The organism is Phaeovulum veldkampii DSM 11550 (genome assembly GCF_003034995.1).
Classification (GTDB): Bacteria; Pseudomonadota; Alphaproteobacteria; order Rhodobacterales; family Rhodobacteraceae; genus Phaeovulum; species Phaeovulum veldkampii.
This window is the reverse complement of sequence record NZ_PZKF01000003.1, coordinates 47,831-72,005: the sequence shown is the minus strand read 5'-3', so window position 1 is coordinate 72,005 and position 24,175 is coordinate 47,831. Positions and strand designations below refer to the sequence as shown.

Here is a 24,175-nt window from a genome sequence, read left to right as displayed (position 1 = left end):
GCTTTATCCGCTGGCGCGGCGCGGCGCAATCGGCCAATGCCGCGCGGATCACGCCATCGGCGCCATGATCTCCACCTCGGCGCCCGCGCGGATCGCGGTGTAGAAACACGACCGGCGGTTGGTGTGGCAGGCGGGGCCGGTCTGTTCGATCAGCACCAGCAGGCAGTCGCGGTCGCAATCCACCCGCAACTCGATCAGCTGCTGCACATGGCCCGAGGTTTCGCCTTTCACCCAGAACGCCGCGCGCGAGCGCGACCAGTAGGTGACGCGCCGCGTTTCCAGCGTGCGGGCCACGGCTTCGGCATTCATCCAGGCCATCATCAGCACCTCGCCGGTGGCGTGGTCCTGCGCGATGACAGGGATCAGGCCGTTGGCATCATAGCGCAGGCTGTGCGGATCAAAGGTCATGGGCCACCTTTTCTGGCAGGGGTTGCCAAGCTACATACCCTGCACGGGCCGCAGGGGAAAGCCATGAGCGAAACCGATCTGATCAAGCTGTATTCCCGCCGCATTCTGGCGCTGGCCGCCGATATTCCGCTGGCCGGGCATCTGGCGGCGCCGCAGGCCAGCGCCATGGCGCGCGCGCCGCTGTGCGGATCGACCGTCGCCGTCGATCTGACGCTGGCCGAGGGCCGAATCGTGGAATTCGCGCAGGATGTGCGCGCCTGCGCGCTGGGGCAGGCTTCGGCGGCGCTGCTGGGCGGGGTGGTGATCGGCCGCAGCCGGGCCGAAGTGGCGCGCGCACGCGATCAACTGGCGGCGATGCTGAGTGGCGGGCCGGTGCCCGATGCCCCGTTCGAGGGGTTCGAGGTGCTGCGCGCGGCCTGTGACGTGCCCAACCGCCACGCCTCGATCCTGCTGGCGCTGCGCGCCACCTGCGCCGCCTTCGACCAGATCGGCGACTAAAAAAAAGCCGCCGCGCATCGGGCGATGGCGGCGGCAGTCTGCGCTATGCGGCCCGCTCGGGGTGAACAGGCTCAGGCGATGGGGCATGACCCCGGCATCAGCGCGAGGCAGGTCTCAAAAAAGGTTGGGCAGGTGCAGGCCCACGATCAGCATCACCATCAACGACGCCGCCCCCAGAGCATCCTGCACCAAAGTGGCCGAGCTGCGGGCCAGAGCAAGTTTCAGATCCTGTGCCATCGGGAACCTCCTGCGTTAATCTGTTGCTGCTTTGTTCTCATATCTCGCCTGCTGCGTAAAGAACTTTTTAGGAACATCCGCGAAAAAGTTAACGCGCAGGTCAACCGACCGAAATCAGCCGGATCGCCCGGTCCTGCTCCATCAGCCACAACAGCACCCGCGCCGCCTGCCCGCGCGGGCCTTGCAGCGCGGGGTCATCCGCCAGCAGCTTGCGCGCATCGGTCTGCGCCACCGCCATCAGCCCCGCCTGATGTTCCAGATCACCGATTCGAAACCGCGGCAGCCCCGATTGCGCGGTGCCGATCACATCGCCCGCCCCGCGCATCGCCAGGTCTTCCTCGGCGATGCGAAAGCCATCTTCGGTGTCGCGCAAGATCTTCAGCCGCCGCTCGCCGGTGTCGCCCAGCGGCGCCTGATACAGCATCAGGCAGGTCGATTGCGCGGCCCCGCGCCCGACGCGGCCGCGCAACTGGTGCAGTTGCGCAAGACCGAAGGTTTCGGCCCGTTCGATCACCATGATCGTGGCATTGGGCACGTTCACCCCCACCTCGATTACCGTCGTCGCCACCAGAACGCGGCTGCGACCCGCGATGAAATCGGCCATGGCCGCGTCTTTTTCCGCCCCGGTCATGCGGCCATGCACCAGCCCCACCACCCCCTCGCCCAGGGTGGCGCGCAGCGCGGCAAAGCGGTCTTCGGCGGCGGTCAGGTCCACCAGCTCGCTTTCCTCGACCAGCGGGCAGACCCAATAGGCCTGCCGCCCGTCAGCCACAGCGCGGGCCAGATGCGCCACCACCTCGGGCAGCCGCGTCAGCGACACCAGCGCAGTGGCCACCGGCTTGCGCCCCGGCGGCTTTTCATCCAGCACGCTCACATCCATGTCGCCATGCTGCGCCAACGCCAGCGAGCGCGGAATCGGCGTGGCGGTCATCACCAGAACGTCGGGGGCCGCGCCTTTGGCGGCCAGTTCCATCCGCTGCGCCACGCCAAAGCGGTGTTGTTCATCGACCACGACAAGACGCAGATCGGCAAAATCCACCTCTTTCTGAAACAGCGCATGGGTTCCCACCAGAACGGCGATCCGGCCCGCCGCCAGATCGGCCAGTTTCGCCGCCCGCTCGGCCCCCTTGTCGCGCCCGGTCAAAATCTCCAGCCGGACACCGGCCGCGGCGGCCAGCGGGGCGAGGTTGTCGAAATGCTGACGCGCGAGGATCTCGGTCGGGGCCATCATCGCCCCCTGCCCGCCCGCCTCGACCGCAGTCAGCAGCGCGGCCAGCGCCACCAGCGTCTTGCCCGCGCCCACATCGCCCTGCAACAGCCGGTTCATCCGGGTCTCGGCGGCCATGTCAGCAGCGATTTCGGCCATCGCGCGGGCCTGCGCGCCGGTGGGCGCATAGGGCAGCGCCGCCAGCACCCGGCCCACCAGTTCACCCGTCCCGCACGAGGCGCGCCCCTTGCCTCGCCGCAGCGTCGCGCGGGCCAGCGCCAACGTCAGTTGATGGGCAAAAAATTCGTCATAGGCCAGCCGCGCCCGCGCAGGCGCGATAGGCGCCAGATCGGCCATGCCGCCGGGCCGGTGCGCGGCCTCCAGCGCGGCGCGCCAGTCGGGCCAGCCCTCGCGCGCCTTCAGCGCCGGGTCGATCCATTCGCCCAGATCGGGGGCACGGGCCAGCGTGCCTTCGACCGCGCGCGCGATCAGCCGCTGCGTCAGCCCGGCCCCGGCGGGGTAGACCGGCTCGAAGGCGGGCAAGCTGGCCGCCTCTTCAGGGCGCAGGATGTGATCGGGGTGGACGATCTGGGCGATACCGTCAAAGATTTCCAGCTTGCCCGACACCACCCGCCGCTGCCCGGTGGGCAATTGCTTGGCCAGCGCCTCGGGGCGAGCGTGAAAGAACACCAGTTGCAACTCGGTCGCAGCATCCTGCACCATCACCCGCGCGGGGCCACCTTTGCGGCGCGCCGGGATATGGGCGCCCACCAGCACCTCGACCGTCACCGTGGCAGGCGCCACCACCTCGCGGATCGAGTGGCGCAGCCGCCGGTCCACCCCGGCATAGGGCAGCGTAAAGGCCATGTCGCGCGGCCGCGCGATGCCCTGCTGGGCAAAGGCCTGCGCGGTCTTTTCACCGATGCCGGGCAGGGTTTCCAGCCCCGCAAACAGCGGAAACAGGATCGGCGGGCGCCCGGTCATGCGCCGCCTGCCAGTGCCAGCCATGCGTCTTCGTCAATCACCCGGATGCCCAGATCGGCGGCCTTTTTTGCCTTGGACCCGGCGCCGGGGCCTGCCACCAGAATATCGGTTTTCGCCGAAACCGAGCCCGCGACCTTGGCCCCCAGCGCCTCGGCCCGTGCCTTGGCCTCGGCCCGCGTCATCCGTTCCAGCGTGCCGGTAAAGACGATGGTCAGCCCCGCGACGGGGCTGCCGGACGCCCGCGCCGCAGCCGGTTCCACCGTCAGGTGCGCCACCAGCCGGTCGATCAGCGCGCGCTCGGCCCCCTGATGAAAGGCCCTGACGACCGAGGCCGCCAGCACCGCCCCCACCCCGTCAATCGCGGTCAGATCGGCCCATTCCGACCCCTCGCCGATCTGCGCGGCGGTCATCGCCGCCTCGAACGCGGCCCAGGTGCCATAGTGCTGCGCCAGAAGCCCCGCCGCCGCCTCGCCCACATGGCGGATACCCAGCGCAAAGATCAGCCGCGCCAGCGGGATCGTGCGCTTGTCGGCAATGGCAGCGAACAGGTTGGCGGCCGATTTGTCGCCCCAGCCCTCGCGGTTTTTGAGTTGCTGAAGCCCCTCGCCAAAGCGCGCCTCCAGCGTGAAGATGTCGGCGGGTTCACGGATCCAGCCGTCCTTGTAAAAGGCTTCGACCTGCTTTGCCCCCAGCCCCTCGATGTCAAAGGCCGCGCGGCTGACGAAATGGCGCAGCCGTTCGACCGCCTGCGCGGGGCAGATCAGCCCGCCGGTGCAGCGGCGCACCGCGTCGCCCTCCTCGCGCACGGCGTCTGATCCGCATTCGGGGCATTTTGTCGGGAAAACATAAGGTTGCGCACTGGCCGGGCGGCGCGACAGGTCCACATCGGCGATCTTGGGGATCACGTCGCCCGCGCGATAAACCTGCACCCAGTCGCCTTCGCGGATATCACGCCCGCCGCGGATGGGAGCGCCGCGCGCGTCACGGCCTGCGATATAATCTTCGTTGTGCAGCGTGGCATTCGACACCACGACGCCGCCCACCGTGACCGGCGCCAACCGCGCCACAGGCGACAGCGCGCCGGTGCGGCCCACCTGAATTTCGATCTTGTCCAGTCGGGTCCAGGCCAGTTCGGCGGGGAATTTATGCGCAATCGCCCAGCGCGGCGTGGTGGACCGGAACCCAAGCCGACGTTGCAGCGCCAGATCGTTGACCTTGTAGACCACGCCGTCAATGTCATAGCCCAGCGTGGCGCGCTGCGCCTCGATCATGCGGTAATGATCCAGCAGCGCAGCGGGGCCGTCGCACAACAGCGTCAGCGGGTTGGTGACAAACCCCATCGCGGTCAACCGGGCGATGGCCGCCATCTGGGTTTCAGCCAAGGGTGCCGACAGCGCGCCCCAGCCATAGGCGAAAAAACGCAAGGGCCGGTCGGCGGTGATGCGCGCGTCAAGCTGGCGCAGCGATCCGGCAGCGGCGTTGCGCGGGTTGGCAAAGCTCTTGTCGCCGCGCGCAAACTGGCGGGCGTTCAGCGCGGCAAAATCGGCGGCGCTCATGTAAACCTCGCCGCGCACCTCCAGCAGGTCGGGGGCATCGGCGATGTGCTGGGGAATGTCGGCGATGGTGCGGGCGTTTTCGGTGACGTTTTCCCCCACCTCACCATCGCCCCGCGTGGCGGCCTGCACCAGCGCGCCGCCCTCATAGCGCAGCGACAGCGACAGCCCGTCGATCTTCGGCTCGGCGGTGTAGCCGATCGGGTCCGGCCCAAGGTTCAGGTATTTGCGGATGCGGTCGTCGAAGTCGGCGATGTCTTCGGGCGTGAAAGCATTTTCCAGGCTGAGCATTGCCACGTCATGCGCGACCTTGGCAAACCCCTCGGCAGGTGCCGCCCCCACCTTGCGCGTCGGGCTGTCAGGGCGGGCGAGTTCCGGAAAGCGTGCCTCGACCGCCAGCAGACGCGCCTTCAGCGCATCATAGGCCGCGTCCGAAATTTCGGGCGCGTCGTGCGTATGATAGGCGACATTGGCCGCCTCGATCGCCGCTGTCAGCCGGGCAATCTCCGCCTCGGCCATAACCTCGTTCAACTCTGCAACCGGCGTTGTGCTGGCCCCTGTCATCCCGCATCCCCCCTGCGCGCCCCACTTGTGATAGGGCGCGCGGAAGATCAGGTCCAGAGGTCAGGCACCGATGGCCAGCCGGCGTTCGGCCACATTGGGAACCGGGTCGCGCAGCACATAGCCCCGGCCCCAGACCGTGTCGATATAGTTTTCGCCCGCCGTCACCTCGGCCAGTTTCTTGCGCAGCTTGCAGATGAAAACGTCGATGATCTTCAGTTCTGGCTCATCCATGCCGCCATAGAGGTGGTTGAGGAACATTTCCTTGGTCAGCGTCGTGCCCTTGCGCAGGCTCAGCAGTTCCAGCATCTGGTATTCCTTGCCGGTCAGATGCACCGGCTTGCCCTCGGCCTCCACCGTCTTGGCATCCAGATTGACCGAGATCTTGCCGGTGCGGATCACCGATTGCGCATGGCCCTTGGACCGGCGGATGATCGCATGGATGCGCGCCACCAATTCCTCGCGGTGGAAGGGCTTGGTCATGTAATCATCAGCACCAAAGCCGAATCCCTTGATCTTGTTGTCGGTATCATCGGCGCCCGACAGAATCAGGATCGGGGTTTCCACCCGCGCCAGACGCAACTGGCGCAAGACCTCATGCCCGTTCATGTCCGGCAGGTTCAGGTCCAGCAGGATCAGATCGTAGTCATAAAGCTTGGCCAGATCGATGCCCTCCTCGCCCAGATCGGTGCAATAGACGTTCAGATTGGCGTGGGTCAGCATCAGTTCGATGCTGCGCGAGGTGGTTGGATCATCTTCAACCAATAGAATCCGCATCCTGAGTTCTCCGCATTAATCCCTCGATCAGCAACAGCTAGCCAGAGAGTGGTTAATCATGCGTTAGTTTGCCCGACGCCGCGGATTTTACAACCTAAAGTTGTCTGTATTTCTGGATCGCAGTGACTTTAAGGGCAACTTCGCCGTGTTTTTCGACCGCTTCGGTCCAAAGCGCGAACTCCTCCTCGCTCAAGCCATAGCGTTCCAGCACCTCGGCCAAGGGAATCAGCCCGTGGCGCACAGCCTTGACCAGCACCGCCTTGCGGCTGGCCACCCAGCGCCGTGTATCAATCGGCGGCAGGTCGGCACGACTGAGAACCGTGCCATCAGGCAGGGTTATCGCGCGCGGCCCGACAACTTTTTTCAGATACATGGGACACCCCTCCATCCTCACCGCGCCGACTGTGATCTGCTCGGCGTTAAGGAGGGGTGAAACCCGCCCTTGTGAGTAGTTCGCATTTTCCTATATTCCTTCGGTTCTGCCGGAGGCGCCGATGACCCAAGACATTCCCCTCAACTCGCTGGGCCTGCCCAAGGCCCCCGCCGACACGCGCGTGGTCGTCGCCATGTCGGGCGGCGTGGACAGTTCGGCGGTGGCCGCGATGCTGGCGGAACAGGGCTATGATGTGGTCGGCGTGACCTTGCAGCTTTACGACCATGGCGCGGCACTGGCCAAAAAGGGCGCCTGCTGCGCGGGGCAGGATATTCACGATGCCCGCCGCGTGGCCGAGGCAATGGGTTTCCCGCATTATGTGCTGGATTACGAAAACACCTTCCGCGAGGCGGTGATCGAAGAATTCGCCGATGCCTACCTGGCGGGCGCCACACCTGTGCCCTGCATCCGCTGCAACGAACGGGTCAAGTTCAAGGATCTGCTGGAAACCGCCCGCGATCTGGAGGCCGACTGCATGGCCACCGGCCATTACATCCAGCGCAAGATCGGCGCGCGGGGGCCAGAACTGCACTGCGCGGCCGATGCGAACCGCGATCAGAGCTATTTCCTGTTCTCCACCACTCCCGAACAGCTGGAATTCCTGCGCTTTCCGCTGGGCCATCTGGCGTCCAAGGCCGAAACCCGCGCGCTGGCCGCGAAATACGGACTGGCGGTGGCCGACAAGCCCGACAGCCAGGATATCTGCTTTGTGCCAAACGGCAGCTATGCCAGCGTGATCGAAAAACTGCGCCCCGGCGCGGCGGACCCCGGCGAGATTGTCGATCTGGCGGGCAATGTGCTGGGCCAGCATAGCGGCGTGATCCATTACACGATCGGCCAGCGCCGCGGCCTTGGCATCGGGGGCTTGGGCGATCCGCTGTATGTGGTGCGGCTTGATCCTGACAACCGCCGCGTGATCGTGGGGCCGAAAGAGGCGCTTTCGACCCGCATCGTTCCTGTGCGCGAAATCAACTGGCTGGGCGATACGCCCTTCACCACGCAGCCGGAATGGCATGTGTCGGTGCGCATCCGCTCCACCCGCCCCCCGCGCGAGGCGATCTTGCGGCCGCTGTCCGCGACCGAGGCCGAGGTGGAACTGCTGACCCCCGAAGAAGGCGTCAGCCCCGGTCAGGCCTGCGTGTTCTACGAAACCGGGGGCACGCGCATTCTGGGCGGCGGCTGGATCTGGAAGGGGCGCTGAGGCGCCCCTACTCTTTCCGGGCTTTCGCCTCGACATGTTTGCGCAGCCGCGAGGGGATCGACTTTTTCTTGTCCTTGTAGGGGTTTTTCGACCCCTGATCGCGGAAGATCAGCCGGATCGGCGTGCCCGGCATGTCGAAAGTTTCGCGCAACCCGTTGACCAGATAACGCTGATAGCTGTCGGGCAGCTTGTCGGTATGCGTTGCCATCACCACAAACTGCGGCGGACGGGTTTTCACCTGGGTCATGTAGCGCAGCTTGATCCGGCGCCCGCCGGGCGCGGGGGGCGGGTGCGCCTCGGTCATGGCGGTCAGGAACTGGTTGAGCCTTGCCGTGGGAACGCGACGGTTCCAGACCGCATGAGCCTTGAGGATTGCGGCGTGCAGCCGGTCAAGCCCCTTGCCGGTTTTCGCCGAAACCGTCACCAGCGGCGCGCCTTTCAGTTGCGGCAACAGCCGCTCGAACGCCTCGCGCAGCTCATTCAGCTTGTGCGGCTTGTCCGCCTCCAGATCCCATTTGTTGGCAGCGACCACCACCGCCCGGCCCTCGGTTTCGGCGTAATCGGCGATGCGCAGATCCTGCTGCTCGAACGGGATTTCCACATCCAGAAGCACCACGATCACCTCGGCAAAGCGCACTGCGCGAAGCCCGTCAGCCACCGACAGCTTTTCCAGCTTGTCTGTCACCTTGGCGCGCTTGCGCATGCCCGCGGTGTCGAAAATCCGCATCGGGGTGCCCATGAACTCGGTCTGCACCGAAATCGCGTCGCGAGTGATCCCGGCCTCTGGCCCGGTCAGCAGCCGATCTTCGCCGATGATCTTGTTGATCAACGTCGATTTGCCGGCATTGGGCCGCCCGATCACCGCCAGTTGCAGCGGCTTGGCCTTGGTGGGGGCCTGGTAGGCGTCGTCATCCTCATCCTCGGCCACGTCGATATCAACCTCGGGCGCGTTCAGCGCGGCCTTGGCCTCGAATTCGTCGGCCAGGGGCACCAGCGCGCGGTAAAGGTCGTCCATCCCCTCGCCATGCTCGGCCGAGATGCGCAGCGGCTCGCCCAGGCCCAGGCTCCAGGCCTCCATCGCGCCGATCTCGCCCGCGTTGCCCTCGGCCTTGTTGGCGGCCACGATCACATGGGCGTTCTTGCGACGCAGGATATCGGCAAAGATTTCGTCGGCGGGGGTCACGCCCTGCCGCGCGTCGATCACGAACAGACAGATATCGGCCTCTTCCACCGCGCGTTCGGTCAGGCGCCGCATCCGGCCCTGAAGACTGTCGTCATCGGCCAGTTCCAGCCCCGCGCTGTCGATCACCACAAAGCGCAGATCACCCAGCCGCGCCGCGCCTTCGCGCAGGTCGCGGGTGACGCCTGGCTGATCATCGACCAGCGCCAGACGTTTGCCCACAAGGCGGTTGAACAGGGTCGATTTGCCCACATTGGGGCGGCCGACGATGGCAAGCGTAAAGGTCATGCTGCCCTCCTTGGGCGGTGCGAAGCAGACGCTCTACACGGCTTTGGCGTCAACGGAAAGCGTGAAGCTGCCCATTGCGGCCCAGCACATAAACCGTGCCGCCCGCCACCACCGGCGCGCTGGCCGCGCCGCCGGGGATGTCGGACTGCGCCAGCAGCGCGCCCGAAGCCGGGTCAAAGCTGCGCAACAGCCCGTCGGACGAGGCTACGATCAGCCGCCCCCCCGCCAGAACCGGGCCGTAGTTGGCATGAATCGCCTTTTGCTTCTTGATCTTGTCCTTGACGAAATAGGGCATGTCGGTGGCCCAGACTTCTGCGCCGGTCGCCGCATCAAGCCGCATCAGCCGTGCCTCGTCGGAAATCAGAAAGACCGAGCCGCCCGCAACCTGCACCGGGCTTGCCGCGCCCTCGGTCGCCGCCCACAGCCGCTCGCCGGTGTCGGCGCGCACCGCAACCAGACGGCCCGCCGCCGAGCCGGCATAGACCACGCCGCCCGAAATCACAGGATCGCCGGTCAGGTCCGACACACCGGCATAGGCCCGGCCCATCCGTTCGCCAGCCACCCGCGCCTTCCAGACCGGGGCGCCATCGGCGCGCTGCACCGCCAGCAGATCGCCCGAGGCAAAGGGAAACACCGCGATCCGATCATCAGCCGCGGGGGCCGACACGCCGGTTACGCCCGCCAGCGTGGGCACGCCCGGCAGGGTCCATTGCACCTTGCCATCGGCCGCAGCAATGCCCCAGGCCGAACCGTCGCGCGCCGCCACATAGACCGTATCGCCCAGCACCGTGGGCGCCCCGCCCACCGGCACCGCAAAATCCTGGCGCCAGATCACCGCGCCCGACGCGGCATCAAGAGCCACCAATTCACCAAAGCCGGTGGTCACATAGACCCGCCCGCCCGCAAACGACAGCCCGCCACCCGAGGCATCATCGGCCTTGTCGGTCGCGGGGGTCAGATCGGCCGACCACAGCGCCGCCCCGTTCAACCCGGTCGCAGCCACCTGCGCGCGGCTGTCAAGCGTATAGATGCGCCCCGCCCCCAGCACCGGGTCGGCACTGATGCGGTGCTTGCGCCCCGAACCTTTGCCGACATTGGCCGACCACAGCCGCGTCGTCGCCGCCCCCAGTGCGGGATGGGCAATGGTATGGCTGGCGCTGCCGCCGCGATGGGTCCAGTCGGCATTGGTCTGGGGGGGCGGCAGGCTGATCGGACGGGCCTGCGGCGCGGCCACCTCAGCCGGTTCGGCCACACCTGCCAGCACGTCACGCGGCGCGATCCGGTCGCCCTGAAGGATCAACTCGTCATCGCCGCACGCCGCCAGAGCCGCAACAACACTTAAGGTCAAGATGCCTTGGCTCAGCTTCACCGCCCCGCCCCCTTGTTATCGTTCAGATACCCCGGCGCCTAGCGCGCTGCCGGGTCGCCCCCAAGAGTCACAATCAACTCTGTCGCGCGCCGACGCAAGCCCGGCGTCAATTCAGCCTCGTTCAGGATCTGGCGGCTGAGAACGATCGCCTCGTCGCGCCGCCCGGCGTCCAACAGCGCCAGCGCCTGCTGTTCCAGCGCCAGCAGCCGGAACGGCGCACCGGGCGCGGCAAGGGCAGCCAGCGTCGCATCGCGTTCGGCAGGCGCCATGTCGGGGCCGGCAAGGATCGCGGCCTTGATCCGCGCCAGCGCGCGCAGGCTTTCGGGCAGCGCCGGATCGGCGGCCAGCGCCTCCAGCATGTCGCGCGCGCCCGCCGCATCGCCCGCCTCGGCGGCTTCGGCGGCCAGCAGGAACTGGCGCAGCGCGTTTTGCGGCGCCGTGCCCGCAACCGCAGCCAGTGCCGCGCGGCGATCTTCGGCCTCCATCGCGGCCATCACGGCATCACCAAACGCTTGCGCACTGGCGGTGGCGCGGGCTTTTTGCCATTCGTTGTAGGCCGCCCCGCCCACGATGCCCAGCATCGCAAGGATGCCGACCCAGCCATAGCGCCGCATCAGCTTGAACAGGCGGTCGCGGCGGACTTCCTCGGTGACTTCCTCGATGAAGCTGTCGGTCTCGCTCATGGGCGGGTCTTTCCCCTCGGTTCGCTCGGGCCAGTCGTGTCGGGCCTGTCTTACACGCAAGCGCCGGGCATTGCCAAGCCACCGCGCGCCGCAGCGGGGCGGATCAGGCCGCCTCTTCCTCGGCCGACTGGCGCGCCCACATCGCAGCATAGCGCCCGCCCGCCGCCAATAGCTGTTCGTGCCGGCCCTGTTCCACGATCCGCCCGGCCTCCAGCACGACGATCTGATCGGCGTCGGAAATGGTCGAAAGCCGGTGCGCGATGGTGATCACGGTGCGGCCCTGCCCCATGGCGCGCAGACTGTCCTGAATGTCGCGCTCGGTCTGCGTGTCCAGCGCCGAGGTCGCCTCGTCCAGCAACAGGATGGGCGGGTTCTTCAACAGTGTTCGCGCAATGCCCACGCGCTGCTTTTCTCCGCCCGACAGTTTCAGCCCACGCTCGCCCACGGTGGTATCATAGCCATCGGGCAGGCTGACGATAAAGTCGTGGATGCGCGCAGCCCTGGCCGCCGCCTCGACCTCGGCGCGGGTCGCGTCGGCGCGGCCATAGGCGATGTTGTAATAGATCGTGTCGTTGAACAGCACGGTATCCTGCGGAACCACGCCGATGGCCGCACGCAGGCTGTCCTGGGTGACTTGGCGCACATCCTGCCCGTCGATCCTGAGGCTGCCCCCGGTCACGTCATAAAACCGGAACAGCAGCTTGCCGATGGTGGATTTGCCCGCCCCCGAGGGACCGACCAGCGCCACCCGCTGCCCCGGCGCCACCCGCAGCGACAGATCCGACAGGATCGTGCGGTTCGGGTCATAGCCAAAGGCCACATGGTCAAACACCACCTCGCCCCCCGCCACCTTCAGCGCAGGTGCGCCGGGCGCATCGGTGATTTCGGCGGGCTGATGCAACAGGTCGAACATCTCGCCCATGTCCACCAGCGCCTGCCGGATTTCGCGGTAGACCGTGCCCAGAAAGCCCAGCGGCATGGTGATCTGCATCATATAGGCGTTGACCATGACGAAATCGCCCACCGTCAGCGTGCCCGCCTGCACCCCGCGCGCCGCCATCACCATCACGATCACAAGGCCGGTGGTGATGATCGCCGCCTGCCCGAAGTTCAGGACCGCAAGGCTTTGCCCGGTCTTGACCGCCAGCCGCTCATAGCGCTGCATCGAGACATCATAGCGCGCGGTTTCCCGCGACTCGGCGCCGAAATACTTGACGGTTTCATAGTTCAGCAAGCTGTCGATCGCCTTCTGGTTGGCGTCGGTATCCTGCTGGTTCATGTCACGGCGGATTTTCACCCGCCATTCGGTGATGCGGAAGGTGAAAGTGACATAGGCCCAGATCGTCACCACCACGACGCCCATGTACCAGACGTTGAACAACACCGCGAACAGGATCGCCACCAGCGTCAATTCCAGGATCAGCGGGCCGATTGAAAACAGCATGAAGCGCAGCAGGAAATCGACGCCCTTCACCCCGCGTTCGATGATCCGGCTCAGCCCGCCGGTCTTGCGGGTGATGTGATAGCGCATCGACAGGCGGTGGATATGGCCAAAGGTTTCCAGCGCCAGCGCGCGCAGCGCGCGCTGGCCCACCCGCACAAAGACCGCATCGCGCAACTCGCCAAAGCCCACGTTCAGCAACCGCGCCACGCCATAGGCCACCGTCAGCCCAACCGCGCCCAGCCCCAGCAGCACCCCCGGCTCTGGCGCCGCGCCCGCCAGGGCATCGACCGCGGTCTTGTAGATGAACGGGATCGAGACCGAAAACAGCTTGGCCGCGACCAGCGCCAGCATCGCCAGAACGACGCTGCGTTTGACCCAAGGCGCATCATCGGGCCAAAGATACGGCAGCACCTGGCGAATGGTGCGCAGCCCGCGGCTGCGTTCGGTTCCGGTGATTTCGCCCGAAATTGTGGTGGTCGTGCGCCGCATCTTCGCCCTCGTTTTCGTCCAACACCGGAACCTAGCCGCGACCCAGCGCAGATGCCAGACCGATCTGGCACCGAACTGGTCACGTCAACAAGGAAAAAGGCCCGCGCTGAGCGCGGGCCTTGGGTCGTCGGGGCGCAGTTGGCCTGCGGCAGCCCGATCAGAAGCTCATCACCGTGGTGTCATCTGCGATCAGGGCCGCGCCCATCGCATCGGGTGCTGCGGGCGTGACGCCTTCGATCAGCACCGAGGCATCGGCCCCCTTGCCCGGCAGGTAGATCGCGCAGACCTCGGCCGTTACCCCTTGTTTGGCGATCATCATCTTGAGCAGGCCCTGCGGGCTGGCGCCCTTGGGCGGCTGGCCCGCGGTCGCGGCTTCAGGCGCGGCTTTCAGCGCGATATCGGCTGCCGGACCGCACAGCAACACATGCGCCTTGGCGCCTGCGGCCACTGCGTTCATGGTCAGCACCATGGCCATCAGCTGCGTCTGCGGCTCGGGAGCGGTCAGGATGGTGATCAGTTGCTTGGTTTCATTGGCCTGAGCGGGCAGAATGGACGCCGCGGAGATCGCCGCAGCGGCAAGGATCTTTTTCATCGTAGACTCCTGTTGGTCGCAAAAAGAAGAATTGGCCGCAAAAAGAAGAACCGGAAGGCTTATTCCGGGTGGCAGATTTCGTGGCGCGCGATGGCAACCGCCGTGCGCCCCACCAGCACCGCAATCAGCAGCGCCAGCGCAGCCAGCAGCCCGGCGCCAACCCACATATGAACCTGCGATGCCGCCTTTTCGGCATAGACAAAGCTGGCGATAGTCAGCGCCGCCAGCGGAAAGCTGAGCGCCCAGAACGACATCGCAAAAGGCAGTTTCAAGATACGCGGCAGTTGCACCAGCACGAGGGCCGCAAAGACATAGCCAAGGCTCAGCAGGATATGGCCAAAGGCGTCGATCCCGGCGGTTTCTCCCTGCATCCGCACCCAGGCGATGAAGGCCACCGAAGGCGGCGCAATCATGATCACCAGCGTCGGCTGCAACCGGCCCGGCATCGGATCGTGAAACACCAACCGGTTGAACACCAGCGTCAGCAGGATGACCCAGAACATGATCCCCGCCGAAAAGAACAGCCACGAGGTTTCGCTGTAGCCCAGTTGCGCCCCGGCAACCGGAACGATGACGTTGCCCACCGCCGGAATGAACCACGCCGGGTTCAGGTGGCCATGCATGAACGACCGGGTGCCGATCCAGCCGGTGATGACCGCCAGCGTCAAAACCCCCTGCAACCCGGTGCCGAACAGCCACAACAGTTCGGCCGCCTGCCGCGACACCGACAGAAAGGCGATCGACATCAGCAGGATCGACACCGAAACGGTCGGAAAGAACGCCAAGCGCACCGGATGGTGCCACTCGGCATGGACCGCACGCCAGTAGCGCGCGGCCTTGACGGCATAGACCAGCGCCACCAGCCCGAACACCGTCACCGTCGCCGCCAACGCCGCGCGAAATGGCGCCGTGCCCAGCCCCAGCGGCTCGGCCGCCGCACGCAACGCCAGCGTGAGACCGCCAAAGCCCATCGAGGTGGCAAAGAAGGTGATCGGAAAATTTTGCAGGCGGCTGGGAGCCGCCTGTTCAGCAGTGGTGGTGGCGGTCATGCCATAGTCTCCGTCTATCAGGATTTCTTGGGCCAGAGGATGGATTGGAGGGTATACATGAAGATGGTCAACCCGCCCGCCCCGGCGATGGCAATTCCGGCAAAGATGATCCAGTCGATCGGCCCGCCGATATCGCCCAGTTTGGAATTGGTGAACCACAGCACGAACAGCACCGCCCCCACCGCGCCCAGCGGCGCAAAAATCTCGGCATTGACAAGGCGCCGCGCCGAAAGCTGGTGATCGCGGATCAGCACATAGGCAAAGCCCAGCGTGATCAGCCCCGCCAGCACGACCAGCGTCCAGAACAGGCCGCGACCATAGATTTCCTCGAACACCGCGATCAGGGTTTCAAGCGTCAGTTCTTTCATGATCCGTCCTCCCTCAGGCCTTGCCGCGCAGCATCGCGTTATAGGTGGGTTTCAGCGCGACTTCCTTCATCAGCCAGGAAATCCACAGCTCTTCCAGCGGTGCGATCACGCCGGGGAACGAGGGCACAAGGTTGTCCTTGTAGTCGAATTCCACCAGCATCGCCCGGCCGATCCGGGTGATCATCGGGCACGAGGTGTAACCGTTGAAGGTGGCTGTGCCGACCGAGCCCGCAATATCGGCCACCAGATGATCCTCGACCACCGGGATATGCCACTTCACGCTGGCCGCCGTCTTGCCCTTGGGCACGCCGTTGATGTCGCCCAGACCGAAGATGTTGGGATAGCGGACATGGCGCAGCGTCGCGGTATCGACCTCGATCCAGCCCTGATCAAGCCATTTCGTGCTGTGCGACAGCCCGGATTCACGCACCACCTGCGGCGCCCTCATCGGCGGGATCACGTTCATGAAATCGAACGCGATCGTTTCCTCGCGCGCGGGGATCTGGGTTTTCGACCCGTCGGGGTTGGCAACCTCTTGTGCGGCAACCTTGAAGGTGGCGGTCTTGGCGCTTGCGTCGATGCCCTTCAGAACATGATCATAACGCGTATCCACGCCGCGATCGACGAACAGCAGCTTCAGCTTTTCGCTGACGATCGGCACCGAGAAAAGCGCCTTGTTGTTCGAAGCATAGATCACCTGCGATTTCTCGCGCGTGCCCTTGCGACGCAGGTAATCGTCCACGATGAAGGTGTATTTCAGCGGTGCGCCCGCGCATTTCATCTCGGTCGCCGGGCGCGAGAACAGCCCCACCCCGCCCCGCGAGGTGAAATCGTCCATCTCTTTCCAGGTGGCGGCGGCATAATCCGGCCCGGCATAAACGGCGCCGATCCCGTTGCGGCCCACCATGTCAAGCGAGAACCCCTCGACCCCGCCCCAGTCGAGCGACAGCCCGGTCGCCACGATCAGATAGTCATAGGGCAGTTTCGTGCCACCGGTCGTGGTCACGATCTGCGCCACCGGGTCGATGCCCGCCGCATACTCCTGCACCCATTTGGCGCCACTGGGCAGCCAGTCGCCAGTGCCCGAAACCGAATAGCTTGCAGGCTTGAGCCCTGCTGCGATCAGCGTGAAACCGGGCTGGTACAGATGCTGCTTGCGCCCATCGACGAGGGTGATCTCCGCCCCCTCCAGCCGATCCACAAGCCGGTTCACCATGCCCGTGCCGCCAGCACCCGAGCCTACGATCACGATCCGAGCCTTGGTCTTGACCGCCGGCCGGGATTGCGCCCGCGCCGCTCCCGCAGTCAGTGACAATGCCGCAGCCGCCCCTCCGGCCATGCCCAAAAAGGCACGGCGCGAAGCGGCGATACGCTCCAGTTCCGTCATATGATTCTCCCTCTCATATTCCAACATTAGCATGTATACTGTTGCGCACAATTGATACAGATCAAAAACATGTATTTTTAATATGCAATCCGGGTAAAACATGTCACCCAGAGTCACGTTAGCAAAAACGGCGAAGGATTGCAGCCCGAATGAGACTGACCACCCGCACAAATCTCGCCATGCGCACCCTGATGTTTTGCGCCGTCAATGCAGACCGTGTGGTGCGCAAGCACGAGATCGCCGACGCTTGCAACGCTTCGGAGAACCATCTGGCGCAGGTGGTGAACACCTTGGCGCAGCTAGGGTTTGTCGATACTCAACGCGGGCGCGCGGGCGGTTTGTGGCTGAACCGCCCGATGGAACAGATCGGCGTCGGCGCGGTGCTTCGGGCGTTTGAAACCGGGGTTCCCTTTGCCGAATGTTTCGATGAGGCGACCAACACCTGCCCGTTGCGCGCCGCCTGCCGGTTCCGGAGCGCGCTGATCGCGGCGCTGGATGCGTTTTATGCCACGCTTGATTCGGTGACGCTGGCCGATCTGGTCCGCAACAACATCTCGCTGGATCATATCTTGAAGCTGGGCGATGCCCGCCCGGTGCCTGCCTGCGGCTGATTCGCACTCGAATGCCCCGAAATTTCGCGCGTGTCGCCAGAACACCCCGCCCCGCGGGAAGGCTGTGTTCACGTCTCGGCGACTTCCCGCCGAATCCTCCGCAACGTCGGCCTTGCCCCGTCTTGATTCGACGAAACGGGCGGATTAGACCTGCGTCAACCCGGTCATGATGTCGCGGCCTTTTCGGCGAAGTCCAAGAACCGGGTCAGGGCAGGTTATGGCAGCCCCCGGCAACCGGGACAGGCAAAAGGGAACAGATTATGCAACCGACGACGCAGATGGGCGCAACCGGCGCGCAATGGCCGCAGCAAGGCAGCACCACGACGCAGGACGCCCCGTCCGCACAACCGCAGCAGGGCACGGCGCAGACTGCCCAGCGGCAGCCGCAGATGGGCGAAACCGCACGTCCGCGCTTCAACGACTGGGCCGCGATCTGATCCGCGGCACCCTCGGGGCCTGACGGGCCGGTCGCCTAACGGCTGGCCGCAAAGGCTCGCGCGGCGGCGCCAAAGGCTTCGAACAGCGGGCGCGATACCGGGTCCGAATCGGCGTGCCATTCCGGGTGCCATTGCACCGAGGCGGTGAAGCCCGGCGCATCCTTGACGTGGATCGCCTCGGGCGTGCCGTCGGGCGCCCAGCCCTCGATCACGATCCGCGCGCCGGGCGTCTTGATGCCCTGGCCGTGCAGCGAATTCACCCGAACCTCGGTGGCGCCCAGCAGGTGGTGAAACAGCCCGCCCTCAGTCAGCCGCACCGGATGCCGCAGGGCAAACTTTTCGTCAAGGCTGCCATCGGGCGGCATCCGGTGGTTCATCCGCCCCGGCAAATCGCGGATTTCGGGGTAAAGCGTGCCGCCCATCGCCACGTTCACCTCTTGAAAGCCGCGGCAGATGCCAAAGATCGGCTGCCCCCGCGCCACGCAGGCCCGCACCAGCGGCAGCGTCACCGCATCGCGGCTGCGGTCAAAGGCGCCATGGGCGGGGGTTTCCTCCTCGCCATATTCCGAAGGGTGGACATTGGGGCGCCCGCCGGTCAGCAAAAACCCGTCGCAGACCGCCATCAACTCCTCGATGCGGACATAGCGCGGGTCGGCCGGGATCAGCAGCGGCAGGCAACCCGCGACCTCGGCCACTGCCGCGCTGTTCATCGTGCCGCCGGTATGGGCGGGATAATCGCCGTTCAGCAGGTTCGAATTGCCGATGATGCCGATAACGGGTCTGGGTCTGGCAGGGTGCATGGGCCTTCCTTGAACTGAACTCCAAGACTAGGGCGTGGCCCGGCCGAGGGAAAGCCCTGCCGTTCGCATCCCTGCCCGGCGGCCTATGCCTCGCCGGTCAGACCTGCCGCAGCAATCCCCGCCAGCGCAGCGGCGGCGTCATTGTCGGATGTGTCGCCGGTCACGCCCACCGCGCCGATGATCGCGCCCACGGCATCGCGCACCAGCACGCCGCCCGGCACTGGCAGCACCTTGCCGTCAAACACCCCGTTCAGCGCCGCCATGAAATAGCCTTGCGCCTCGGCCCGCGCCATCTGCGCCCGCCCGCCCATGCCCAGCATCACCGCGCCATAGGCCTTGGCCCGCGCGATGTCGAACCGGCCCGCACTGGCACCGTCTTCGCGTTCAAAGGCGATCACATGCCCGCCCGCATCCAGCACCACCACCGAGAGGGGCTTCATCTGTTGCGCACGGCCCTCCGCACGGGTGGCGGCAAGGATGCGGCGGGCGGCGTCCAGTGTCAGGCTCATGCGATCGCTCCTGTCTGATTGCTTTTGGCTTCGGCGCGGCGGGCGTGCAACACGGGTTCGGTATAGCCCGAAGGCTGGGCGCGGCCATGAAACACCAGATCGCAGGCCGCGCGGAAGGCCGACCCGTCAAACTCCGGCGCCATCGGCCGATAGGCCGGGTCGCCCGCGTTCTGCCGGTCCACCACCGCCGCCATCTTGCGCAGCGCCGCCATGACCTGATCGGCGCTGACCACGCCATGATGCAGCCAGTTGGCCAGCGCCTGCGAGGAGATCCGGCAAGTTGCGCGGTCTTCCATCAGGCCCACGTCGTGAATGTCAGGCACCTTGGAACAGCCCACGCCCTGATCGACCCAGCGCACCACATAGCCCAAAATGCCCTGGGCGTTGTTTTCCAGCTCTTGTGTCACTTCGGCCTCGGACCAGTTGCGCCCAAGGGCAACCGGAATCGTCAGCAGGTCATCCAGACGCGCCGGGCGCCCCTGCGCCGCAATCTCGCGCTGGCGGGCGAACACGTCCACCGTGTGATAATGCGTGGCATGCAGGGTGGCCGCCGTAGGGCTGGGCACCCAGGCGCAATTGGCCCCGGCCATCGGATGGGCGATCTTTTCGGCCAGCATCGCCGCCATCCGGTCGGGCATGGCCCACATGCCCTTGCCGATCTGCGCCCGCCCCGACAGCCCGCAGGCCAGCCCGATATCGACGTTGCGATCCTCATAGGCCGAGAGCCAGGGCTGGCCCCGCATCTCGGCCTTGCGCAGCATCGGGCCTGCCTCCATCGAGGCGTTGATCTCGTCGCCGGTGCGATCGAGGAACCCGGTGTTGACAAAGGCCACGCGGTTGGCCGCGGCGCGGATACATTCCTTGAGGTTCGCGCTGGTGCGGCGTTCCTCGTCCATGATGCCCAGCTTGACCGTATAGCGCGGCAGGCCCAGTGCGGCCTCGACGGCCGTGAAAATGTCATCGGCAAAGGCCACCTCGTCGGGGCCGTGCATCTTGGGCTTGACCACATAGACCGAGCCGGTTGCAGAATTGCGCGGGCCGCGGGACTTGCGCAGATCGTGCAGCGCGCCCAGCGTGGTGACCATCGCATCCAGCAGCCCCTCGGGCGCCTCGCGGCCCTCTCGGTCCAGCACGGCGGGTGTGGTCATCAGATGGCCCACATTGCGCACCAACATCAGCGCGCGCCCTTTCAGCCGCAGCGCCGCCCCATCCGGCGCGGTAAAGGTCAGGTCATCGTTCAGCCGGCGGGTAAAGCTGCGGCCGCCCTTGGTGACCGTTTCCTCCAGATCACCGCGCATCAGGCCCAGCCAGTTGGCATAGACCGCCACCTTGTCGGCGGCATCCACCGCCGCCACGCTGTCTTCGCAATCCATGATCGCCGACAGCGCGGATTCCAGCCGGATATCGGCCAGATGGGCTGGATCGGTGGCCCCGATCGGATGCTGGGGGTCGATCTCAAGAACGATATGCAAGCCGTTGTTTTTCAGGCAGATCGCCTCGGGCGCCTCGGGTGCGCCGCGCCAGCCTGCGAACTGTGCGGGCCGGGCAAGGGCGGGCACCAGCGCCCCGTCTTCCACCCGGTAGCCCGCCACATCGGCATGGCTGCCAACCGCCAGCGGCGCCGCCTGATCCAGAAACGCCCGGCCCCAGGCCACCACGCGCGCGCCCCGCGCCGGGTCATAACCCGACCCACCGGGCAGATCGCCCAGCGCATCGGTGCCGTAAAGCGCATCATACAGGCTGCCCCACCGCGCATTGGCTGCGTTCAGCGCATAGCGCGCGTTGAGGATCGGCACCACCAGTTGCGGGCCAGGAACCGTGGCGATCTCGGGGTCGGTCGGGCCGGTTTGAATGGTGAAATCGGGGCCTTCGGGAACGAGGTATCCGATCTCGGCCAGAAAGGCGCGATAGGCTGCCGGGTCATGCGGCTGCCCCCGCCGCGCGATATGCCAGCCATCCAGTGCCCGCGCAATCTCGGCCCGCCGGTCCAGCAGCGCACGGTTGCGCGGCCCCAGCCCGTGGATCAGCCCCGACAGCCCCGCCCAGAACGCCGCAGCCGTGACGCCGCTTCCCGGCAGGGCCTGCGTTTCAATGAACTCCGCCAGCCGCACATCCACGGCCAGCCCTTCACGTTCGACCCGATCTATCATCGGCGCCCCCCTGTCACTTGCCCGCTGCGGGGCTTGCCGCGTGTTTAAAGCAATTGCCGGGATGCAGCAAGAAACTGGTCAATTTTTTTTACCAGTTTTTGGCGTGGTTGCACCGTCTCCGTTTTGAGCGCGCAGGTAGCGCCCGGTTCGGCAGGCATCCGAACAATGCCGCACCGCCTCCCAGTCGCGCGCCCACTTCTTGCGCCAGCGGAACGGGCGGCCGCAGGTGGCGCAGATCTTTTCCGGCAGGTCGCTGGGGCGGCGGGTTTTCGGCATATTGCAGCAATAGCGGGCGCGCCCTGCGCGCGCAACGCCTTGCCCCGGCGCGGGCGCGGGCCTACCTTCGCCCCGCCACCCGAACCCGGAGCCGCCATGACCGCCCCCCAGCCCAAACGTCTTGCAGACTATACCCCCTACCCGTTCCGGGTCGATCAGGTCGCGCTGACCTTTCGCCTTGCACCCTGCGCCACGCAGGTGCTGGCGCGGCTGGATCTGACGCCACAATCCCCCGGCGCCGATCTGCGACTGGATGGCGAGGGGCTGCGCCTGTTGGCGCTGCGGCTTGATGGCCACGCCCTGCCGCCCGCCGATTACACACTGACCGAGACCGGGCTGACGATCGCGGCCCGCGCCCTGCCCGCCGCCGCCTTCGTGCTGGAATCCGAGGTCGAGATCGACCCCGCCGCCAATACCGCGCTGGAAGGGCTTTACATGTCAGGCGGGATGTTCTGCACCCAATGCGAGGCCGAGGGCTTTCGCCACATCACCTTTTACCCCGACCGACCCGATGTGATGGCGCCGTTCCGGGTGCGGATCGAAAGCGACCTGCCGGTGCTGCTGTCAAACGGCAACCCGGTGGCACAGGGCACGGGCTGGGCCGAATGGCACGACCCCTGGCCCAAACCCGCCTATCTGTTCGCACTTGTGGCGGGCGATCTGGTGGCGCTGCGCGACCGCTTCACCACCGCCTCTGGGCGGTCGGTCGATCTGGCGATCTGGGTGCGCCGCGGCGACGAGGCGCGCTGCGGTTTCGCGATGGAGGCGCTGAAGCGGTCGATGCGCTGGGACGAAGAGGCCTATGGCCGCGAATACGATCTGGACGTGTTCAACATCGTCGCCGTCGATGATTTCAACATGGGCGCGATGGAGAACAAGGGGCTGAACATCTTCAACTCCAAACTCGTGCTGGCCAGCCCCGAAACCGCGACGGATGCCGATTACGAACGCATCGAAAGCGTGATCGCGCATGAATATTTCCACAACTGGACCGGCAACCGCATCACCTGCCGCGACTGGTTCCAGCTTTGCCTGAAAGAAGGGCTGACGGTCTACCGCGACCAGCAATTCACCTCTGACATCCGCAGCGCGGCGGTCAAGCGGATCGAAGATGTGCTGGCCCTGCGCGCGCGCCAGTTCCGCGAGGATCAGGGGCCGCTCGCACACCCGGTGCGCCCTGAAAGCTATATCGAGATCAACAACTTCTACACCGCGACCGTCTATGAAAAGGGCGCCGAGGTGGTGGGGATGCTGCGCCGTCTGGTGGGCGATGACGGCTATCGCCGCGCGCTTGACCTCTACTTTGACCGCCACGACGGGCAGGCGGCGACGATCGAGGATTGGCTGACGGTGTTCGAACATGCCACCGGCCGCGATCTGACCCAGTTCAAACGCTGGTATTCCGAGGCGGGCACGCCGCGGCTGCGGGTGACCGAAGACTGGGACGGCAGCCGCTATACCCTGACCTTCACCCAAGAAACGCCCCCCACGCCGGGCCAGCCGGTCAAGACGCCTCGGGTAATCCCGATCGCCGTGGGCCTTCTGGGCCAAAACGGCGACGAGGTAGTGCCGACGCGCCTGCTGGAAATGACCGAGGCCAGCCAGAGTTTTGCCTTCGAGGGGCTGGCCGCGCGGCCGGTGCCCTCGATCCTGCGGGGCTTTTCCGCCCCCGTGGTGCTGGAGCGGGAAACGACGCAGGCCGAACGCGCGTTTCTGTTCGCCCATGACACCGACCCCTTCAACCGATGGGAAGCGGGGCGCAGCCTTGCCCGCAGCGCGCTGATGGCAATGGTCGGCGGCGCCGCCCCCGACCCCGACCTGATCGCCGCCTATGGCCGCGTTCTGGCCGATGCGCCCGCCGACCCGGCCTTTGGCGCGCTCTGCCTGCGCCTGCCGTCGGAAGACGAGATCGCCACCGCCCTGCACGCGGCCGGCACCCCCCCCGACCCGGCCGAGATCCACGGCGCCCGCGCGCGGCTGACCCATGCCATCGCCACCGCGCATGAGGGCGCGCTGCAAGCCGTCTTTGCGGCAATGGCCGACCCCGGCCCGTTCTCCCCCGACGCCGCCCCCGCCGGGCGGCGAGCGCTGCGCATGGCCTGCCTCGGACTGCTGAACCGGCTCGATAACGGCGCCCGGGCCGAACGCCTGTGCGATGCGGCCACCACCATGACCGAGCGGCTGGCGGCGCTGGCCTGCCTGATCGAGATGAACCGCGCCGCGGGCGCGCTGGCCCGGTTCCGCGACGGCTTTGCCCATGACCGGCTGGTGATGGACAAGTGGTTCATGGTGCAGGTGCTGCACGCCGCCCCCGATCTGGCCGCCGAAACCGCCGCCCATCTGGCCGCCCTGCCCGATTTCGACTGGAAGAACCCCAACCGCTTCCGCGCGCTGATGGGGGGGCTTGCCGCCAATCACGCAGGCTTTCACCATGCCTCGGGCGCGGGTTACCGGTTCTACGCCGACTGGCTGATCCGGCTTGACCCGATCAACCCGCAAACCACCGCGCGGATGTCCACCGCGTTCGAGACCTGGCCGCGCTATGATGCCCACCGGCAGGCACTGATGCGGGCCGAACTTGGCCGGATCAGCGCCCAGCCGGGGCTGAGCCGCGACACCGGCGAAATGGTGGCGCGGCTTCTGGCAGCGGGGGGATGACGGGCCTTGCCGCTGCCCGGCCCCTG

General features: G+C 66.2%; 23 protein-coding genes. 5 read left to right on the top strand and 18 right to left on the bottom strand.

What is annotated here, in order from left to right; all coding sequences use genetic code 11:
• Positions 1-48 precede the first annotated feature (48 nt).
• Positions 49-408 carry a phosphoribosyl-AMP cyclohydrolase gene (gene hisI, locus C5F46_RS01965; RefSeq protein ID WP_107323691.1) on the bottom strand — a complete coding sequence of 120 codons (360 nt, stop codon included), beginning with the start codon at positions 406-408 and terminating at the stop codon, positions 49-51.
• A 63-nt stretch (positions 409-471) separates the two neighbouring features.
• Between hisI and C5F46_RS01960 the strand changes: the two genes are divergently transcribed.
• Positions 472-906: an iron-sulfur cluster assembly scaffold protein gene (locus C5F46_RS01960; RefSeq protein ID WP_107323690.1), complete on the top strand. Its 435-nt coding sequence runs from the start codon at positions 472-474 to the stop codon at positions 904-906.
• Positions 907-1,020: 114 nt separating this feature from the next.
• Here the strand turns inward: C5F46_RS01960 and C5F46_RS17185 are convergent, their stop codons facing one another.
• The 5 genes from C5F46_RS17185 to sciP all read right to left on the bottom strand — a co-directional run bounded on the left by C5F46_RS17185 (position 1,021) and on the right by sciP (position 6,598).
• Positions 1,021-1,143, bottom strand: a complete 123-nt coding sequence (locus C5F46_RS17185) for a hypothetical protein (protein WP_268935644.1) — start codon at positions 1,141-1,143, stop codon at positions 1,021-1,023.
• Positions 1,144-1,243: 100 nt separating this feature from the next.
• Positions 1,244-3,334, bottom strand: a complete 2,091-nt coding sequence (gene recG, locus C5F46_RS01955) for an ATP-dependent DNA helicase RecG (RefSeq protein ID WP_107323689.1) — start codon at positions 3,332-3,334, stop codon at positions 1,244-1,246.
• Positions 3,331-5,451: an NAD-dependent DNA ligase LigA gene (gene ligA, locus C5F46_RS01950; protein WP_107323688.1), complete on the bottom strand. Its 2,121-nt coding sequence runs from the start codon at positions 5,449-5,451 to the stop codon at positions 3,331-3,333. The genes recG and ligA overlap by 4 nt, the downstream gene beginning before the upstream one ends.
• Before the next feature lie 60 nt (positions 5,452-5,511).
• The gene (gene ctrA / locus C5F46_RS01945) at positions 5,512-6,225 is read right to left on the bottom strand and encodes a response regulator transcription factor CtrA (RefSeq protein WP_107323687.1); all 714 of its coding nucleotides are present in this window, start codon (positions 6,223-6,225) and stop codon (positions 5,512-5,514) included.
• Positions 6,226-6,319: 94 nt separating this feature from the next.
• Positions 6,320-6,598, bottom strand: coding sequence for a CtrA inhibitor SciP (sciP, locus tag C5F46_RS01940; protein WP_107323686.1), 279 nt, complete (start codon positions 6,596-6,598; stop codon positions 6,320-6,322).
• 121 nt (positions 6,599-6,719) lie between these two features.
• On the opposite strand from sciP, the gene mnmA reads away from it, so the two are divergent.
• A complete protein-coding gene (gene mnmA, locus C5F46_RS01935) occupies positions 6,720-7,859 on the top strand; it encodes a tRNA 2-thiouridine(34) synthase MnmA (RefSeq protein WP_107323685.1) in 1,140 nt (379 codons plus the stop codon).
• 7 nt (positions 7,860-7,866) lie between these two features.
• Here the strand turns inward: mnmA and der are convergent, their stop codons facing one another.
• From der to C5F46_RS01895, 8 genes are all read right to left on the bottom strand, one after another.
• Positions 7,867-9,327 carry a ribosome biogenesis GTPase Der gene (gene der / locus C5F46_RS01930; RefSeq protein ID WP_107323684.1) on the bottom strand — a complete coding sequence of 487 codons (1,461 nt, stop codon included), beginning with the start codon at positions 9,325-9,327 and terminating at the stop codon, positions 7,867-7,869.
• Positions 9,328-9,376: 49 nt separating this feature from the next.
• The gene (locus tag C5F46_RS01925) at positions 9,377-10,675 is read right to left on the bottom strand and encodes an outer membrane protein assembly factor BamB family protein (protein ID WP_235820055.1); all 1,299 of its coding nucleotides are present in this window, start codon (positions 10,673-10,675) and stop codon (positions 9,377-9,379) included.
• A 59-nt stretch (positions 10,676-10,734) separates the two neighbouring features.
• On the bottom strand, positions 10,735-11,379 hold the full coding sequence (locus C5F46_RS01920; RefSeq protein WP_107323683.1) for a tetratricopeptide repeat protein: 645 nt from the start codon (positions 11,377-11,379) through the stop codon (positions 10,735-10,737).
• Positions 11,380-11,482: 103 nt separating this feature from the next.
• A complete protein-coding gene (locus C5F46_RS01915; RefSeq protein ID WP_107323682.1) occupies positions 11,483-13,312 on the bottom strand; it encodes an ABCB family ABC transporter ATP-binding protein/permease in 1,830 nt (609 codons plus the stop codon).
• A gap of 157 nt (positions 13,313-13,469) precedes the next feature.
• Positions 13,470-13,904 (bottom strand): hypothetical protein, encoded by a 435-nt coding sequence (locus tag C5F46_RS01910; protein WP_107323681.1) that lies wholly within the window; start codon positions 13,902-13,904, stop codon positions 13,470-13,472.
• Between the two features lie 59 nt (positions 13,905-13,963).
• Positions 13,964-14,953: an SLAC1 anion channel family protein gene (locus tag C5F46_RS01905; protein WP_107323680.1), complete on the bottom strand. Its 990-nt coding sequence runs from the start codon at positions 14,951-14,953 to the stop codon at positions 13,964-13,966.
• Positions 14,954-14,970: 17 nt separating this feature from the next.
• On the bottom strand, positions 14,971-15,321 hold the full coding sequence (locus C5F46_RS01900; protein WP_107323679.1) for a DUF5368 domain-containing protein: 351 nt from the start codon (positions 15,319-15,321) through the stop codon (positions 14,971-14,973).
• 13 nt (positions 15,322-15,334) lie between these two features.
• A complete protein-coding gene (locus C5F46_RS01895; RefSeq protein WP_107323678.1) occupies positions 15,335-16,708 on the bottom strand; it encodes an NAD(P)/FAD-dependent oxidoreductase in 1,374 nt (457 codons plus the stop codon).
• 149 nt (positions 16,709-16,857) lie between these two features.
• Here C5F46_RS01895 and C5F46_RS01890 point away from each other — a divergent pair, with 149 nt between their 5' ends.
• Positions 16,858-17,319, top strand: a complete 462-nt coding sequence (locus C5F46_RS01890) for an RrF2 family transcriptional regulator (RefSeq protein ID WP_107323677.1) — start codon at positions 16,858-16,860, stop codon at positions 17,317-17,319.
• Between the two features lie 260 nt (positions 17,320-17,579).
• Positions 17,580-17,756 carry a hypothetical protein gene (locus C5F46_RS16540; protein WP_168796766.1) on the top strand — a complete coding sequence of 59 codons (177 nt, stop codon included), beginning with the start codon at positions 17,580-17,582 and terminating at the stop codon, positions 17,754-17,756.
• A 35-nt stretch (positions 17,757-17,791) separates the two neighbouring features.
• Here C5F46_RS16540 and C5F46_RS01885 read toward each other — a convergent pair whose 3' ends face one another.
• The 4 genes from C5F46_RS01885 to C5F46_RS01870 form a co-directional block, all read right to left on the bottom strand.
• A complete protein-coding gene (locus C5F46_RS01885; RefSeq protein WP_107323676.1) occupies positions 17,792-18,556 on the bottom strand; it encodes a gamma-glutamyl-gamma-aminobutyrate hydrolase family protein in 765 nt (254 codons plus the stop codon).
• Positions 18,557-18,639: 83 nt separating this feature from the next.
• The gene (locus tag C5F46_RS01880) at positions 18,640-19,065 is read right to left on the bottom strand and encodes a GlcG/HbpS family heme-binding protein (protein ID WP_107323675.1); all 426 of its coding nucleotides are present in this window, start codon (positions 19,063-19,065) and stop codon (positions 18,640-18,642) included.
• Positions 19,062-21,215, bottom strand: a complete 2,154-nt coding sequence (locus C5F46_RS01875) for a malate synthase G (protein WP_107323674.1) — start codon at positions 21,213-21,215, stop codon at positions 19,062-19,064. Before C5F46_RS01875 ends, C5F46_RS01880 begins: the two co-directional genes overlap by 4 nt.
• 78 nt (positions 21,216-21,293) lie before the next feature.
• The gene (locus tag C5F46_RS01870) at positions 21,294-21,491 is read right to left on the bottom strand and encodes a DUF2256 domain-containing protein (RefSeq protein WP_107323673.1); all 198 of its coding nucleotides are present in this window, start codon (positions 21,489-21,491) and stop codon (positions 21,294-21,296) included.
• A gap of 96 nt (positions 21,492-21,587) precedes the next feature.
• Between C5F46_RS01870 and pepN the strand changes: the two genes are divergently transcribed.
• Positions 21,588-24,149: an aminopeptidase N gene (pepN, locus tag C5F46_RS01865; RefSeq protein ID WP_107323672.1), complete on the top strand. Its 2,562-nt coding sequence runs from the start codon at positions 21,588-21,590 to the stop codon at positions 24,147-24,149.
• The last annotated feature ends 26 nt before the right edge of the window (positions 24,150-24,175 follow it).

Coding starts and splice junctions, on each gene's coding strand:
- hisI (WP_107323691.1), bottom strand. CDS start 408: ATGACCTTTGATCCGCACAGCCTGCGCTATGATGCCAACGGCCTGATC.
- C5F46_RS01960 (WP_107323690.1), top strand. CDS start 472: ATGAGCGAAACCGATCTGATCAAGCTGTATTCCCGCCGCATTCTGGCG.
- C5F46_RS17185 (WP_268935644.1), bottom strand. CDS start 1,143: ATGGCACAGGATCTGAAACTTGCTCTGGCCCGCAGCTCGGCCACTTTG.
- recG (WP_107323689.1), bottom strand. CDS start 3,334: ATGACCGGGCGCCCGCCGATCCTGTTTCCGCTGTTTGCGGGGCTGGAA.
- ligA (WP_107323688.1), bottom strand. CDS start 5,451: ATGACAGGGGCCAGCACAACGCCGGTTGCAGAGTTGAACGAGGTTATG.
- ctrA (WP_107323687.1), bottom strand. CDS start 6,225: ATGCGGATTCTATTGGTTGAAGATGATCCAACCACCTCGCGCAGCATC.
- sciP (WP_107323686.1), bottom strand. CDS start 6,598: ATGTATCTGAAAAAAGTTGTCGGGCCGCGCGCGATAACCCTGCCTGAT.
- mnmA (WP_107323685.1), top strand. CDS start 6,720: ATGACCCAAGACATTCCCCTCAACTCGCTGGGCCTGCCCAAGGCCCCC.
- der (WP_107323684.1), bottom strand. CDS start 9,327: ATGACCTTTACGCTTGCCATCGTCGGCCGCCCCAATGTGGGCAAATCG.
- C5F46_RS01920 (WP_107323683.1), bottom strand. CDS start 11,379: ATGAGCGAGACCGACAGCTTCATCGAGGAAGTCACCGAGGAAGTCCGC.
- C5F46_RS01915 (WP_107323682.1), bottom strand. CDS start 13,312: ATGCGGCGCACGACCACCACAATTTCGGGCGAAATCACCGGAACCGAA.
- C5F46_RS01910 (WP_107323681.1), bottom strand. CDS start 13,904: ATGAAAAAGATCCTTGCCGCTGCGGCGATCTCCGCGGCGTCCATTCTG.
- C5F46_RS01905 (WP_107323680.1), bottom strand. CDS start 14,953: ATGACCGCCACCACCACTGCTGAACAGGCGGCTCCCAGCCGCCTGCAA.
- C5F46_RS01900 (WP_107323679.1), bottom strand. CDS start 15,321: ATGAAAGAACTGACGCTTGAAACCCTGATCGCGGTGTTCGAGGAAATC.
- C5F46_RS01895 (WP_107323678.1), bottom strand. CDS start 16,708: ATGACGGAACTGGAGCGTATCGCCGCTTCGCGCCGTGCCTTTTTGGGC.
- C5F46_RS01890 (WP_107323677.1), top strand. CDS start 16,858: ATGAGACTGACCACCCGCACAAATCTCGCCATGCGCACCCTGATGTTT.
- C5F46_RS16540 (WP_168796766.1), top strand. CDS start 17,580: ATGCAACCGACGACGCAGATGGGCGCAACCGGCGCGCAATGGCCGCAG.
- C5F46_RS01885 (WP_107323676.1), bottom strand. CDS start 18,556: ATGCACCCTGCCAGACCCAGACCCGTTATCGGCATCATCGGCAATTCG.
- C5F46_RS01880 (WP_107323675.1), bottom strand. CDS start 19,065: ATGAGCCTGACACTGGACGCCGCCCGCCGCATCCTTGCCGCCACCCGT.
- C5F46_RS01875 (WP_107323674.1), bottom strand. CDS start 21,215: ATGATAGATCGGGTCGAACGTGAAGGGCTGGCCGTGGATGTGCGGCTG.
- C5F46_RS01870 (WP_107323673.1), bottom strand. CDS start 21,491: ATGCCGAAAACCCGCCGCCCCAGCGACCTGCCGGAAAAGATCTGCGCC.
- pepN (WP_107323672.1), top strand. CDS start 21,588: ATGACCGCCCCCCAGCCCAAACGTCTTGCAGACTATACCCCCTACCCG.